Below are 15,671 nucleotides of genomic sequence, written 5' to 3'. Positions count from 1 at the left end.
TACTTCTATCCAAGGGGAGTAACGTTTTTTTTGTTGTTTTTTTCAAGTTATTACCACTTATATTCGACCGTGTATTCGTATATAATGAGAACAAATGTTCTGAGTGGGTGCTGGACGTGAAACAAAAGGTTATTTTTATGGTTGATATGGAATCATTTTATGCGTCGATCGAAAAGGCGAAAATTATTAATAATTCTGGGAGGCCACTTGTTGTTTCCGGAGATCCAGAACGACGGTCAGGTGTTATTTTAGCTGCATGTCCGATTGCGAAGAAACACGGGGTAAAGAATGGAGAACGAATGTGGGAAGCAAAACAAAAATGTCCAGAATTGATTGTCGTCAAGCCTCATATGCAGGATTATATCGATGTATCGATCCAAATAACAGAGATTTTAGAACAATACACGAACTTAGTCGAGCCCTATTCAATCGACGAGCAATTCATGGATGTGACAGGAAGTCAAAAATTGTTCGGTGAACCATATGAAATAGCCAAAAAAATTCAAGATCATATTAGGTTAGAGACGAGTGTCCACGCAAGAATTGGTATTGGTGAAAACAAAGTTCTGGCGAAAATGGCTTGTGACAATTTTTCTAAGAAAAATAAATCAGGTATCTTTTGGCTTAAGAAAGATACTCTTAGCGAAACTCTATGGTTATTACCCGTTGAGAAAATGTTTGGCATTGGGTCAAAAATGAGTGCTCATCTACGGAATATGGGCATTCGAACGATCGGTCAACTTGCAGATCTACCACTAGAACGATTTAAAAAAAAATGGGGGATAAATGGTCAAGTGCTTTGGATGACGGCTCACGGGGAGGATTATTCACCAGTAAACACTACCTCTCATGAAGGTTCAAAGGCTATTGGACATGGTATGACTCTTCCGAGGGATTATAGTACTCTCGATGACATTCATGTTGTTCTTCTCGAATTGTGCGAAGAAGTTTGTATGAGAGCTAGAAAATCAAATGTAGTGGGAAAAACGATTTCTGTTAGTGTGAATGGAGCCAGTTTTGAAGTGAAAACCGGTTTTCATAGGCAGACTACTTTGTTTGAACCTACTAATTACGTCATGGATGTATTTCATGCTTCACATAAACTTTTTACTCAATTTTGGGATGGGCAGCCTATTAGACGAGTTGGAATTAGTCTTTCTAATTTATCTCCTGATCATGAATTACAGCTTAGTTTATTTGATACCGAAAGAGACAAAAAATTAGACCTTGGTTATGTAATGGATAAAATTAGAGAAAAGTATGGAGTAACATCTCTTGTTAGAGCTTCTTCATTAACCAAAGCCAGTCAAATGGTTGAAAGATCTAAAAAGATTGGAGGGCACTACAAATAATGTATACCTCCTATCAATATTTGATAGGACACTATGTCGTTTTGGCGACAGTTTTTTCAAACTAATAAATAAAAATCCCCCTTATAAAAAATAAGACAAAAGTAGTTAATTTGGATTTTATTGGTTATAAGAAAAGGGTTATTGCTCTTGTTGTCGAATAATAATGGAACGACTATTTTTGACATTGTTTAACAACATGTGATGATCATAGAGAAGAGGGGGTGGAGTATTGTTGAGCGAAACTATGCAAGTAGAGACTTTTAACCATATGATTCACAGCATGAATAAACCAACTTTATTGTATAGGGGTATGAGAGAAAAAGGACAGATTATCACCATTAATGATTGCGCATGTCAGATTTTAAAACAACAAGGGATGGTACTCACTGAGATCGAAGAACAAATGAACATGCCTCACCCTTTTACAGATAAAGAATGGTCAATAAAAATAAACAATCACATTCATGTTCATATTAAGCCACTTGTTTGGAATGAGCAGCATAGTTATTATCTTGCCACCTTTGAAGTTGAAGGTGAAACAGAAATAATTCCTGGACCTAGAACATTATTCCAAAAAAATAGTGATGCAATATTTATATTTAATACAGATGGATGTTTGATCGAATTCAATGAAAGAGCAAAGAGCATCGCTGGTTATGATAGAGATGCAATAAAAGGAAAGCATTTTGAGTTTCTATTATCAATAGAAGAGGAACGCAAACAAATTCGTACATATTTTGATAAATCTCTGCAAGGCCAGGTTCAGGTCTTTAAAGCTACCTTAAGGACACCTAGTTCCCAGAAATGTCTGTACGTCGTTATGATTCCATTCATCGAAAATGACAAGGTAACGTGTGTATACGGCATTGCAAAAGAAGAAACAAGTGAACAAGTATTTAGAAATTTACTAATGGAAACGGAAAACAAGTACAAGACGATTGTAGAGCATTCCTATGACCTTATATGCTTCATTGATCCCTTAGGTCAGTACAAGTTAGCTTCAAAGTCTTATGATGAAATTTTAGGCTATCATCCTCAGGAAATGATTGTAAAGAATGTTCTCGACCTCATTCACCCGCATGACCAACCAAGAATTCAAATGGTCATTAAAAGAATGATTGAAACAAAAGAGTCGTGTGAAGGATTAATGTATCGGAAGCTAAGAGCTGATGGGACTTATCAATTGTTTGAAGGGAGAGGCACCCCTGTCATTGATACATATGGGACAGTACAATCCTTTGTTTTTATTAGCCGAGATCTATCGAAAGTGCAAGAAGGGGAAGAATTAATGAGAAAGACAGAAAAGCTAGCGATTGTCGGTGAGCTAGCTGCTGGAATTGCTCATGAAATTCGTAATCCGTTGACGACTGTTAAAGGTTTCTTAGAGTTGAGCGCAAATAAGCTGGGAAAATACGAAACGATTATTTTGCAAGAGCTTAAACAAATTGACGACACCGTCGAAGAACTATTACTTGTTGCACGTCCGCGTCACTACATTTATGAGAGTGTAAGTGTGAGGAAGCTTGTCGAAGAAAGCGTTCAATCGGTCGGGAAAGAGGCATGGATGAAACATGTTTCGATTCGAATAAATGGCAGTGAGCAGCTTCGTATTCACTGTGTAAAGCATCAGATGGTACAAGTCTTAATTAATTTCTACAAAAATGCAATTGAAGCCATAGAGGAAGAAGGCGTGATTCACACCGACATAATAGCGGATAAAAACGATGTGATCATTAAAATAAAAGATAACGGATGTGGGATGAGCCAAAGCCAGATTAAGAAGCTTGGAGAACCATTCTACTCTACAAAAGGACGCGGGGCAGGCATCGGCTTAATGGTATGCTATAAAGTCATTGAAAACCATCACGGTGAGCTTAACATCTCAAGCGAGTTAAATGTTGGTACATTAGTAACGATTCGATTGCCAATTCATGATGCACTTTAGCAAAGGAAAGTAAACAGAAGAGCTAGTAAATAAAATAAAAGACCTTCCTAGATTGACTTTATGTCCTTAGTACATCAAAATTAAGAGGAGGAATCTTACCATATAAAAGACTGGAGAGGTATAAATTGAACCCGACAGTAACAAGCATTGATCTAAATCAGCTGAAAACCTATCGAACTGAAGCAACTCGATTTATGATGCTCTACAAATTTGCTTTAGATGAAATGAATACGAAAATTAAAATTTTGCAGGAAGAATTTCAATTAATGCATGAGTACAATCCAATAGAGCATGTTAATTCACGCTTAAAGTCACCAGAGAGCATATTAAAGAAACTTCACCGAAAAAATTATAAGATTTCCTTAGATAGTATTAAAGAAAACATAAAAGATGTAGCTGGTATTCGAATCACTTGTTCCTTTATTTCAGATTGTTATCACCTAAGCGAAATGATCCAAAAGCAAAGTGATATCAAAATAATCGAGGTAAAGGACTACTTGAAAAATCCAAAACCAAACGGCTATAAAAGTCTCCATCTTATTCTTGAAGTTCCAGTCTACATGTCAGATCGTCACGACAGCGTCTGTGTAGAAGTACAAATTCGTACAATTGCCATGGATTTTTGGGCAAGCCTTGAACACAAAATTTACTACAAATACAACAAAGAAATACCAGAAAGACTCATTCAAGAACTAAAAGAAGCCGCCGATTCAGCAGCGATATTAGACCAAAAAATGGAGGAGCTTCACAAAGAAGTCGATGAGCTCAAAGGCCAAGAAAAAACACATGAGCTAGAGCAGTTGTTAATGACTAATGAGAGCATTAACCTCCCACCAAATTTCTTAAAGTCCTTGTTTAACGATTAATTTTATGGTTAAGAGAACTAGCGTAAATCCAAACGCTGATTCTCTTAACAAATCCGTTCTTTTGATTAGAATGAAAAGCACCAATAAAAAACAATTGATTTCTCATTTTAAATGGTGTATAGTGATAGATGTCGACATCGACTACATAACTTGATCCGTTAGCTCAGCTGGGAGAGCGCTACCTTGACAGGGTAGAGGTCACTGGTTCGAACCCAGTACGGGTCATTCATAAGAAATTCAGTAATGACGCGCCATCTCAGGTTTTGAGAGGCGTGTTTTTTTTTGGTACCTTGAAGCGGTCAGTTCCTTTCCTTTCAATGATCAAGTGAAAAGATGCGCATCTCACGATTGAGGTGTGCTTGATTGTTTTGAGATACGACGAACAACAGTGATGATTGGTTGAAGTGTTCTTATTCTTTCCATTTTTAAGGGGTGAAATGATGAGTCAGTTAAAAATGATTGGAGCATTATATTGGAAAATTAATCCTATTACAAAATAAGTGCTTAATGCTTTTGAGTGAGGGAGCTTTTCTGTTTAAAGTGTACATGGACTCTCTATTCCTAATTAAGAACCTCCTGCTAGCAACGATTATATTAAATTTCAAGTGGTAAAATTGTAGTCGGTATGCTAATGTTCTAGACAAAGAATTTAAAGTAGGATGACTAAACTTACAAATTGATCTTTGAAGAATGAACAAGACTTACAATGCCGTATAAAATCTTTAGATAAAATGTAAGGGGTTTCTTTTATCTTATCCGGAAAGAAGGCTGAAATGTTTTTTACATTACGCAATCGTTTATTTCTTATTTTTACATGTTTGCTAACGATTCCATTTATTCTATTATCAATTATTATTCCAAGCTGGTTTACAACTATTATTAGAGATCAGGCACAAGATTTAACAATTGAAATGATGGATCAATATTTGTTGTATGTTGATTCGATTACGACACAGGCCGAGGATTTAGGCAAGCAGGTGCTCATTAATGAAACGACTCAAGAGTGGTTAAGGCTGGAAAAAGAGAATGGTGCGGATGATGAGACTTTGCTGGTGAAGAATGAACTAAGAAGATTGTTATCATCCATGATGGTGAACAATTCAAATTTTATGTCCATTTCAGTACTTCTTTATGATGGTACTGGGATTTGGGGGAGTAATCCAGACCTCGATGAGGAAGAGTGGTTCCAAGATTTTATTAAAAATGAACAACAGTTTGCTAAGTCACATATTGACCAATTGCAGCCATATCCAGGTGAAATAAACAGTTATATTTTGCCTCTCTTTGATACAAATACATTAGAGGATGGTTATTTTACAGAAGTAAATGAAAGAGGCACAAGGCTTTCTTCTGGGCAAAGGCAGCTGATCTCCTTTGCAGGAGCATTACTCGCAGATCCGAAAATTTTGATTTTGGATGAAGCAACATCAAGCATCGATACGGAAACGGAGCTCGCCTTACAAAAAGGATTGGAGACGTTGCTTTCGGGAAGAACGTCCTTTATTATTGCACACCGTCTTTCTACTATTAAGAACGCTACCAAAATTTTGTATATTGAAAATGGTAGAATTATTGAAAAGGGGACTCATAATGAATTAATGGAAATGAAGGGTCATTATTGGAAACTGTCTAATTCCCAAGGTCATTCTATAGAAGCTGGGTAAGTGTTCGATTTATGGAAAGAGAGAAGACTTTAACATTTTAAGAAGTTAATTGGCTATGGAAAATCTCTACTTATGTCAAAGGTGATGAATCTAATGGGCATCTGGATAGGAAAAATCAAAGGAAATAATGCAGATGGGAAATTTATTGGAACGTATCGAGCTGTTATTTCAAAAGAGGGTCATTTCCCGTTCAAAATGACCCTTCATTTTGATGGAACTAACAATTCTAGTAATAAACCTTATAAAAAAGTAGAATTTGTTAGTTCGAATGTTAATGTATTGAAGAGAAAGTTTAGAATGTCTTTGCCTACAAAAGAAAAAGAGAAAATACTCTGGGTAAAGAAAGTTTAAAATTAATTTAGTCAGTAGGACGATGGAGAACTACATTAAGGAAGCCAAGAATAGGGTTGGTTTAGATCACATGAAAAGCCATTCTTTCCAAGTAAACGAGGTGAAGATGATGTTGAGTCTCTTAGCTTAAAACCTAACGAATTGACTGCGTACGCTTTATTTTCCGGAATGAGGAAAAACATGCAAATCGAAACCATACGTACACGGATCATTAAGATTGCTAGTAAATTAGTAAAGTCAGGACGATCCCTTTACTTTAAATCATCTTCGAGTTTTGTGTACCAAGATTTCTTTTGTAAAGTACTTCAGCGAATTCAGCAGCTAAAGCTAGAGTGAGCTACCCTGAAAGCTATTTTTAAAATCCAATGTCAGAACAAAAGAAAAGTCTGTCCAAACACCAACTATTTTTAGATATTCATTTTAAAATTACGTCTTATGTAACGAAATCACCTTGATGTTTGCCAATGGGGCAGGAAAATGTTTGATTTTTGCTTCAATCATGATTTAAATAGGAAGTATGAATAATTCAGGCTAATATTTCATTAACGAAAGGATTTTTCTATGTTAGATAAACTGAAACAACATTTTGGTTATAAAATAGTTTTGTGGAACGATGAATTAGACCATGAGGAATATAAATGGTTTAAAACACCAGATAACCTTACTGTAGGTTTTCCTATAGATCAATTGAGTGTAAACGAATTATCTTTAATAAAGATCTTCTTAACTCCTATTACTATAACAAAGAAACGTTATTTTAGATCAAATGAAGAGAGGACTTGGTCAGACATCTTATTTGAACCAGAAAACGTGGTAACACCATTAGAAACAGATAGCACACCCTATCGTTACATTCACATTAATATAAAAGGGGAGTTAACAGACCTTGACGTATTAACCGAAGCAATAGCTAGTTTATTTTCTACGAAAACAGTGATTCTATGGGAATCGGACACTCAGGGTGTCATCATAGACTTACAACCAGACATAACCGATTCGATTGAGAACTTATATGACTCCATTACAAATACAATTACAAGTGATTTTTACATTGATTTATCCTTATACATAGGTTTAAAGAATTCTATGATCAACGAAGCAAAGAGACATTTTGTATGGGAAAAAATATGTTTTTCTATAGTGAGTCAGTCACATAGAATGAACGTTTATAACGGGGAAGCTGTCATTCCTTATCTTCTCTTGCACGAGACAAGTTCTTCAACTCTTCAGCAAATCTCTGAGCAACTTTTATCAAACGTGATCAATGATAAAGATCTGATTAAAAGTATAAAAATGTACTTAGATTGCAATATGAATATTTCTTTAGCTGCAAAGAAACTCTATCTCCACCGCAATACTATGCAATACCGCGTTGAGAAATTCATTGAAAAAACGGGTATAGACATCCGCCATTTCAGTCATGCTGTTTCTATCTATCTTGCCCTACTCATTAACGATTCTAAGAAATAATGCATTGTGCACAAAAACAATGCATTATTTATTATGCACTTTTACAATATGAGAAAAAGCTTACTTGAGTTAAACTTACATCATACTTAGAAACGAAGGGGCGAGTTCATATGGGTGAAATTCGATTAGAAAACGTTTACAAGATTTATGATGGTGATGTTACAGCGGTTACTGATTTCAATTTGAAAATAGAAGATAAAGAGTTTATCGTGTTTGTTGGTCCTTCTGGTTGTGGTAAATCAACTACATTACGTATGATCGCAGGTCTAGAAGAAATTTCCAAAGGCGATCTATACATTGGGGATCGTCGCGTAAACGATGTTGCTCCAAAAGACCGTGATATTGCGATGGTTTTCCAAAACTATGCTCTTTATCCGCATATGAATGTATACGATAACATGGCTTTTGGTCTGAAATTACGTAAATTTAAAAAAGATGAGATTGATAGACGTGTACAAGAAGCTGCTAAGATTCTAGGTCTAACTGAGTATCTCGATCGTAAACCAAAAGCAATGTCTGGTGGACAACGGCAGCGTGTTGCATTAGGAAGAGCAATCGTTCGTGATCCACAAGTTTTCTTAATGGATGAGCCATTATCCAACCTTGATGCTAAACTTCGTGTTCAAATGCGAGCTGAAATCGGGAAATTACATCAACGTCTTCAAACTACGACGATCTATGTAACACATGATCAAACTGAGGCAATGACGATGGCTACTCGTATCGTCATTATGAAAGACGGTTTTATTCAACAAGTGGGAACGCCTAAAGAAGTTTACGATAATCCTGATAACGTTTTTGTTGGTGGTTTCATTGGCTCACCTGCCATGAACTTTTTGAATGGTACATTAGCTGATGGTGTCTTTACTATGGGAGACTTTAAAATTAAAATCCCAGAAGGAAAAATGAAGTTACTAAAAGAAAGAGGCTATGCAGGTAAAGAGGTTATACTTGGTATTCGTCCTGAGGACATCCATGACGAGCTCCTTTTCCTAGAAGCTTCACCAGAAACTCAAATTGATGCAACCATTGAAGTAGCAGAATTACTAGGAGCAGAGTCTTACCTATACTCTAAAATTGCTAATCAAGATTTCATCGCTCGCGTTGATGCTCGTTCTGATGTGAAGAATGGAGAGAAAGTCAAATTAGCATTCGATATGAATAAAGTACATTTCTTTGATACTAAAACAGAATTAAGAATTCACTAAATCAAAACCACCAGTGTGAACTGGTGGAATACTGCTGGTTGAACTTATTGTATTTTATCGATTCGAAAGTTGAGTTAGTTATATACTAAAAAAATGGATTTGAACATTCCAATTTATCCTCAGGAAACCTGCTTTCATCCCCCCATTAGACCCAAGATCAGTTACTTAATTTCCGAGTCTCTACGATGAGAGAATTGTATTAATAAAGATATTCGAGTATGGTTTAAGTTAGGTTAAATCGTTGAAAATAATGAATTTAGGAGGAGCTATGTCAACATTACGAACAATTACAGGGTTATGGAAGAACCATGAAGAAACTAGCGAGCAACCGAAATTACCTGGTCTTAAAACCCGCTATTATAAAAAAAGTAGAGAAACAATGATTGAAAACGTGAAAAAAATAATAAACAATAAGAAGTTTCCAAATTGGGAAATCACTCAAGTAGATGTTGAGCGAGGAGAAATTTCATTAAAAAAACAAGGTGTAGGCTCTTCAATCATGGTTGTAACCGTTTTTAAACTAAATCCTATAAAATCAGCAATTGATGTGTATTGTGCAAAACAAGGATCTTTTGGGGACTTTGGTAGTAGTTACAGATCCATCCTCACTTTTTTACACGCGCTTGATACGGAAGTAACACCTGAAGGTTAGAGAGAGCATGGTTGAAACCGTGCTTTTTTTATGGTCAAAATAGTGCACCTTTTTAGTCAATCTAGTTAGTATTCAATTTGAAACCGCTTACTTTAAAATATAAATATGAAAGCGATTACAAGTGAGAGCGGTGAGTTAATAGTGAAAATAGACATCGATACAAAAAAAGCGAAAGTGGATACAGATCTGAGAAGAGTGGTTAAAAATAAAGCAAAAACGAAAAAGATATTATCTTACGCCGCTTTTGTTGGACCAGCACTTATATTTTTCATTGTTATTCAGATCATTCCATTTTTTATGGGTGTTTATTACTCCTTTACTTCTTGGAATGGAATCAGTTCAGCTACGGAATGGGTAGGTTTTGAAAACTATAAAAGGATTTTCACGAATGATGAGAGGTTTTTTGATTCTTTTCTTTTTACAACGAAATTCATGTTTGCTGCAGTAGCTATAAGTAATATTATAGGTTTTTCTTTCGCGTTACTATTAAACTCAGCATTAAAAACAAGAAATATCTTAAGGACAGCTTTCTTTATTCCCAATGTTATAGGTGGCTTACTATTGGGTTTTATCTGGCAATTTATCTTCGTAAGGGGTTTTGCTGCAATTGGAGAACTAACAAATCTTTCATTCTTTCAACAAGCTTGGTTAGGGGATGCAAAGACAGCATTTTGGGGAATTGTTATTGTTTTTGCATGGCAAATCAGTGGATATATGATGGTTATTTATATCGCTGCCTTACAAGGTGTAGATACATCCTTATTAGAAGCAGCAAAAATTGACGGAGCTAATGCTTTTACTTCGTTAACGAAAATAATTATTCCTTTAATTTTACCAGCCTTTACGATTTGCTTCTTCTTAACGATCTCAATGGCCTTCAAAATTTTCGATTTAAACTTATCATTAACCGGTGGAGGACCATTTAACTCAACTCAATCGGTAGCAATTAACATTTATCAAGAAGCTTTTACAAACAACAACTATGGCCTAGGGTCAGCGAAATCGATTCTGTTCTTCGCTATTGTTGCTGTTTTTACAACGTTACAAGTCATGATTACTAAAAAAAGGGAGGTTGAGGCGTAATGAATAAAAAATACACTAAAGGCACATTTATCTTAGAAATCTTTGCGATAATTATTGCTCTCATCTTCTTAGTACCATTTTATTTTGTCATTGCAAATTCATTAAAAGGATTCTCTGAAATTTTAATAGATGCTGCTGCATTACCGACTGAATGGTTATTTTCTAATTACGTGAAGGTATGGGAGATTCTTGACTTTCCGAGAGCGTTCTTAAACTCACTGATTATTACGGTTGTAAGTAATCTTGGTTTAGTCATCATTAGTTCGATGGCCGCGTGGAAAATGGTTCGTACACCGGGAAAGTTCAGTAAGATTTTGTTTGTGTTCTTCGTAGCTGCAATGGTTATTCCATTTCAGACTGTGATGATTCCTTTAGTGAAATTAGGTGGAATGCTAGGAATTATGAATAGTATTCCAGGAATTATTATTATGTACTTTGGTTTTGGAGTTCCGCTATCATTATTTTTGTATCATGGTTTTGTGAAAACGGTACCAGTTGAAGTGGAAGAATCAGCTCGCATTGATGGTTGTACTCAATTTGGGGTATTTTGGAGAATTGTCTTTCCGCTTTTAAAACCAATTACGGTAACCGTATTGATCTTAAACACGTTGTGGATTTGGAATGATTATTTGCTTCCACTACTAGTTCTACAGGATGCTTCATTACGTACGATTCCATTAGCGACTAGCTCTTTCTTCGCTCAATATACAAAGCAATGGGATATGGGTCTTGCTGCACTTGTATTAGGGATTACTCCAGTTGTTATTTTCTTCTTATTTTTGCAAAAGCATATTATTAAGGGAATTGCTTCAGGATCAATCAAATAACTTAAGTTTATAAATTTTGTAGCTATCGCTACAAAAATTAAAATAGTAAGATAAAAATTAGGGGATTAGAGGAGGGCAATTGCAATGAAACGTTTACTTTTTCTTTGCTTGTCAATGTTGTTAGCGGTCGGAATTATTGTGGGGTGTTCATCTGACAAAACGGATAACTCTTCGGGCGATACTGGTACAGATGGAGATTCTGATGCAAGTGTTAGTGAAGAAGTGGTTACTTTGAATTTCTTCCAGTTTAAAGTAGAAATCGCTGATCAACTACAAGAAATGCTAAAAGAGTTTGAAGCGGAGCATCCGAATATCAAGGTGAAACTTGAAACAGTTGGTGGTGGTGCTGACTATAATGCTGCGTTAAAAGCGAAATTTGCTTCTGGAGAAAAACCTGATATTTTCAATAATGGCGGTTTCAATGAACTAGAACTTTGGAAAGAGCATTTAGCAGATCTTTCAGGTGAACCTTGGGTAGAACATTTACTACCAATTGGTAAAATTCCGATGACCGATGAAGATGGAAAGCTTTACGGGATGCCAGTAAACCTTGAAGGATATGGCTTTGTCTACAACAAGGATTTATTTGAGCAAGCTGGTATTACAGAACCGCCAGCTACAATGGCAGAGTTACAAGTAGCTGTAGAAAAGTTAGAGGAAAATGGCATTACTGCATTTGCTGCTGGTTATGGTGAATGGTGGGTAGTTGGGCAACATTTATTAAATATCCCATTTGCACAGCAAGATGACCCTGTTGCATTTATTGAAGGATTGCATGCAGGAACAGAGACATTTGCTGGTAATAAACACTTTCAAGATTTCAAACAAGTGATTGACACGGAAATTAAATATGGTAATCCAAATCCATTAACAACAGACTATAACACTCAAGTTACACTTTTTGCATCGGGTGAAACAGCTATGATTCAACAAGGTAACTGGACTGAAAATATGATTTATCAAATTAATCCTGATATGAATATGGCATTCTTACCAATTCCATTAAACGATGAGGCGGATGCTAATAGAATCCCTGTTGGGGTTCCAAACAACTGGGCTCTAAATAAAAACTCAGAAAACCTAGAGGAAGCTAAACTTCTTTTAGATTGGATGGTTTCTTCTGAAACTGGCCAACGATATATGACTGAAGAATTTGCGTTCATTCCTGCATTTGATAACATCGAACCAGCCGGCTTAGGTGATTTAGGTGAATCGATTCTTGAATACTCTGTTAATGAGCAGACGATTCCTTGGACATGGTTCAGATGGCCAGATGGTGCAAACCAAGATTTTGCAGCTGCAATCCAAGAATATGTGGCAGGTCAAATTGATTATGAGGAAGTTTTAGAAAAATTCCAAGCTACTTGGGATAATCTTAAGTAATAGCTCGAAACAATAGTAGAAAGCATGTCTATACATAGATATGCTTTCTGCATTATAGTTTAATTGTAATGGAACCAAAATTTTTACGAAGAATGTAGTGGTTTTGAAGGGAGGTACTTCGTTGTTGAAAACTAGCATTAGAAACAAATTAATTGTCCTCCTATTACTTATAACCATTATTCCTTTTGGAAGTTCCATTATTGTGACTTATTTATATACGAAAGAATCATTAAAAGATCAATCCATACAAGAGAATATTAATTTACTTTATCAGGGAAAGGTAAACATTGAAAGTTATCTAAAAGAATTAAACAATTTCACTTTTTCTTTTTATAATAATTCGAATTTTATGAACTATTTAAGGAAGCAAGAGATAGGTGACTATGGGTCAAGAAGTTTTGTTCATAACGTTATACAATCGCTTTTATATAGTGATGAAAGTGTTTATAAGGTTTCTATGGCGATTGTGAAACACCAGGAATTATTAACGGTCTCAAGGCGTTCGGCAATTGCCTATTCTCGTCTAATAGGTCTAGAGGAAATTGATTATTATAAAAAGGCAAAGGAAAACTCCGCTAATTTATATATGGAACCGTTGAATGAATTTAACCGCTTCACGATTCATCGCGCATTTAAAGATATTCCTGCTAATCATATTCTTGCTTATGTGTCTTTAGAGATAAGGCCAGATAAGATTAATGAATTAAGTAAGTATCTTTATCATGAGGAAACTGAGGAATTTTATATCTTAACTCAAGAGGGTCATTTAATTTATAGCTCAGAACCTCTGTCAAGTGAAGATCGTTTATTTAAGTGGAAAGAATCCTTGTTAGACTCAGTAGAAACAAGCGGTACTATGGCTTGGAAGGACGAGGACTTTGATGGAGTTATGATTTATGAAACGATCTCAGATGCAACGGGCAACTGGATCTTAGTGAAGAGGATTCCAAATACAACTCTCTATGAAAGTGCATACGGTGTTGCGTTGATTAATATCTTTTTTGGAGTGATTGGATTGGTTCTTGTAATATTAGCAACATTACTTGTATCTTTTAAAATAACATCACCTATAAGAATATTACTACAAAATATTAAGCAAGTTGAAAAAGGGAATATGCAAGTACAGTTTCAAACTCTTGGGAAAGATGAAATTGGCATTCTTGGGGATCGTTTTAAGACAATGATTGAAAAAATTAATCAGCTAATTAATAGAGAATATAAATTAGAACTAGAAAATAAAACGAATCAACTAAAGGTTCTTCATTCGCAAATTAATCCGCATTTTTTATATAATACGTTACAATCAATTGGGACAATGGCATTAAAAAGCAAGGTGCCTGAAATTTACTCTTCGCTTACGGACCTCTCGCAAATTATGAGATATAGCATGAATATGGAGGAAGATATTGTACCACTAGAAAAAGAAATCAATTACACAAAAGCATATATGTTATTACAAAAACAAAGATTCGGTGAAGATTTAGAATATCAATTAGATATTGATGAAGAGGTGCTGAATATCAAAGTACCTAAGATGATATTGCAACCTATTATTGAAAACTACTTTAAACATGGATTTGATGGGAGAGATCATATCGGGAAGCTTATTGTAAAGTGTAAATTAAAAAATCAAATGTTGTTAATTTCCATTAGTGACAACGGTCATGGTGTATCTGAAGAACGTCTCAAAGAGATAAGACAGCAATTAAATGAAGAAGCGAACCGGAGTTTAAGTGGAGATAGTATAGGGTTAAAAAATATCTATGAACGGTTAAAGCTTTATTATGAAAATGATATTACGTTTAAATTGAAAAACCGAGATTCGGGAGGTTTCCTTATCACAATTAGATTACCGATAGAAATGGGGTTTTTTCATGAAGGCCATAATCGTTGATGATGAAAAACATGTCCGCGAAGGACTTCTATTGTTAGCTGATTGGGAAAAGCTAGGGATTAACACTATTTTAGAAGCGGCAGATGGTAACCAGGCCATGCAACTAATCTCGAAACATCGACCAGAAATTATTTTTACAGATATGAGTATGCCAAGGTGTGATGGAATAGATCTTTTGAGATGGATTTATGAAAACGAATTAACAGCTAAAGTCATTGTTATAAGTGGTTATGATGATTTTAAATATACTAAAAATGCCATTATGTATGGGAGTTTTGATTATATTTTAAAGCCAATAAACCCAGCTGAGCTTAACGAAACGCTAACTAGGGCTGTCGTAGAGTGGAAGCAACAGAATAGTGCTAGATTATCTACTTTAGAAAATAACCGAGCGGTTTTGGACCATCTACTTTCAGATAGTTTGAGTCAACCTCATTTACCTGACCGAGTCTCCTCGCAGCTGAATATTGTTATCTGTAAGCCATATTCGGTGGCTATTATTCAAATGGCAGGGATTATTCAGACGGCATATAAGAAAAATGCAGATATAGCGTTCGAAAAGGTTATAGAGACTTGTAACCAGTTCCTTACAAAAAAAGATAAGGGAGTGGCATTCAAAAACACGAACAAGGATGAGGAATTGGTTTTGATCCTTTGGAAGACTCCGGATATAAAAGAAATCATTAATCAAGTTGTTCTCGAGATTAAACGAGCAAATGAATTAGATTGTTTGATTGTAGCAGGGGAATCATCTGATGAGCTAATGCTTGCTTATAAGTCTGCTAAAAACACTCTAGATAAATTTAATCTACTAACGCTAACGGTTCAAGCTAACGAGGGAGAGCATTATGATTTAGCGTACCTTCTAGATTTTTCAGTAGAAGTTAAATGGGCCATTCAAAGTGGTAGTGTGGAGCAGCTCGATCGTATATTAGATAAAATTTTTAACAAGATTGAGGACTGAGGCCATTTTACT

12 protein-coding genes, 1 tRNA gene and 2 pseudogenes are annotated in these 15,671 nt (G+C 35.4%); all 15 read left to right on the top strand.

The window, feature by feature from the left end; translation table 11 throughout:
• Positions 1–116 precede the first annotated feature (116 nt).
• Positions 117–1,352: a DNA polymerase IV gene (locus IQ10_RS12085; protein WP_242009819.1), complete on the top strand. Its 1,236-nt coding sequence runs from the start codon at positions 117–119 to the stop codon at positions 1,350–1,352.
• 232 nt (positions 1,353–1,584) lie between these two features.
• Complete coding sequence (locus tag IQ10_RS12080) at positions 1,585–3,297, top strand: PAS domain S-box protein (protein ID WP_144450765.1); 1,713 nt, start codon at positions 1,585–1,587, stop codon at positions 3,295–3,297.
• A 194-nt stretch (positions 3,298–3,491) separates the two neighbouring features.
• The gene (locus IQ10_RS12075; protein WP_144450899.1) at positions 3,492–4,163 is read left to right on the top strand and encodes a GTP pyrophosphokinase; all 672 of its coding nucleotides are present in this window, start codon (positions 3,492–3,494) and stop codon (positions 4,161–4,163) included.
• A gap of 152 nt (positions 4,164–4,315) precedes the next feature.
• Positions 4,316–4,388, top strand: a tRNA-Val gene (locus tag IQ10_RS12070).
• A 1,073-nt stretch (positions 4,389–5,461) separates the two neighbouring features.
• A pseudogene (locus tag IQ10_RS18415) lies at positions 5,462–5,827 on the top strand (ATP-binding cassette domain-containing protein); the annotation flags it as partial.
• Positions 5,828–5,920: 93 nt separating this feature from the next.
• Complete coding sequence (locus IQ10_RS12060; protein WP_144450763.1) at positions 5,921–6,178, top strand: hypothetical protein; 258 nt, start codon at positions 5,921–5,923, stop codon at positions 6,176–6,178.
• 19 nt (positions 6,179–6,197) lie between these two features.
• A pseudogene (locus tag IQ10_RS12055) lies at positions 6,198–6,514 on the top strand (transposase); the annotation flags it as partial.
• 225 nt (positions 6,515–6,739) lie between these two features.
• Positions 6,740–7,648, top strand: coding sequence for a PucR family transcriptional regulator (locus IQ10_RS12050; RefSeq protein ID WP_144450762.1), 909 nt, complete (start codon positions 6,740–6,742; stop codon positions 7,646–7,648).
• Between the two features lie 110 nt (positions 7,649–7,758).
• Positions 7,759–8,856: an ABC transporter ATP-binding protein gene (locus IQ10_RS12045; protein WP_144450761.1), complete on the top strand. Its 1,098-nt coding sequence runs from the start codon at positions 7,759–7,761 to the stop codon at positions 8,854–8,856.
• A gap of 268 nt (positions 8,857–9,124) precedes the next feature.
• A complete protein-coding gene (locus tag IQ10_RS12040; protein WP_144450760.1) occupies positions 9,125–9,508 on the top strand; it encodes a hypothetical protein in 384 nt (127 codons plus the stop codon).
• A gap of 195 nt (positions 9,509–9,703) precedes the next feature.
• Positions 9,704–10,591 (top strand): carbohydrate ABC transporter permease, encoded by an 888-nt coding sequence (locus tag IQ10_RS12035; RefSeq protein WP_437177686.1) that lies wholly within the window; start codon positions 9,704–9,706, stop codon positions 10,589–10,591.
• The gene (locus IQ10_RS12030) at positions 10,591–11,418 is read left to right on the top strand and encodes a carbohydrate ABC transporter permease (RefSeq protein ID WP_144450758.1); all 828 of its coding nucleotides are present in this window, start codon (positions 10,591–10,593) and stop codon (positions 11,416–11,418) included. The genes IQ10_RS12035 and IQ10_RS12030 overlap by 1 nt, the downstream gene beginning before the upstream one ends.
• 84 nt (positions 11,419–11,502) lie before the next feature.
• Complete coding sequence (locus IQ10_RS12025; RefSeq protein ID WP_144450757.1) at positions 11,503–12,801, top strand: ABC transporter substrate-binding protein; 1,299 nt, start codon at positions 11,503–11,505, stop codon at positions 12,799–12,801.
• A gap of 121 nt (positions 12,802–12,922) precedes the next feature.
• Positions 12,923–14,695, top strand: coding sequence for a cache domain-containing sensor histidine kinase (locus tag IQ10_RS12020; protein WP_144450756.1), 1,773 nt, complete (start codon positions 12,923–12,925; stop codon positions 14,693–14,695).
• The gene (locus IQ10_RS12015; RefSeq protein WP_144450755.1) at positions 14,676–15,659 is read left to right on the top strand and encodes a response regulator; all 984 of its coding nucleotides are present in this window, start codon (positions 14,676–14,678) and stop codon (positions 15,657–15,659) included. Before IQ10_RS12020 ends, IQ10_RS12015 begins: the two co-directional genes overlap by 20 nt.
• Positions 15,660–15,671 lie beyond the last annotated feature (12 nt).

The sequence above is a fragment of the Halalkalibacter nanhaiisediminis genome (assembly GCF_007830185.1).
Lineage (GTDB): Bacteria > Bacillota > Bacilli > Bacillales > Bacillaceae_D > Halalkalibacter > Halalkalibacter nanhaiisediminis.
The sequence above is the reverse complement of the archived record's forward strand: the minus strand, read 5'-3'. Positions and strand labels throughout refer to the sequence as shown.

Bases quoted from the DNA above. Each gene is read 5' to 3' on its own strand.
- IQ10_RS12060 (WP_144450763.1), top strand. From the start codon at position 5,921: ATGGGCATCTGGATAGGAAAAATCAAAGGAAATAATGCAGATGGGAAA.
- IQ10_RS12040 (WP_144450760.1), top strand. From the start codon at position 9,125: ATGTCAACATTACGAACAATTACAGGGTTATGGAAGAACCATGAAGAA.
- IQ10_RS12025 (WP_144450757.1), top strand. From the start codon at position 11,503: ATGAAACGTTTACTTTTTCTTTGCTTGTCAATGTTGTTAGCGGTCGGA.
- IQ10_RS12045 (WP_144450761.1), top strand. From the start codon at position 7,759: ATGGGTGAAATTCGATTAGAAAACGTTTACAAGATTTATGATGGTGAT.
- IQ10_RS12030 (WP_144450758.1), top strand. From the start codon at position 10,591: ATGAATAAAAAATACACTAAAGGCACATTTATCTTAGAAATCTTTGCG.
- IQ10_RS12075 (WP_144450899.1), top strand. From the start codon at position 3,492: ATGATGCTCTACAAATTTGCTTTAGATGAAATGAATACGAAAATTAAA.
- IQ10_RS12015 (WP_144450755.1), top strand. From the start codon at position 14,676: ATGAAGGCCATAATCGTTGATGATGAAAAACATGTCCGCGAAGGACTT.
- IQ10_RS12050 (WP_144450762.1), top strand. From the start codon at position 6,740: ATGTTAGATAAACTGAAACAACATTTTGGTTATAAAATAGTTTTGTGG.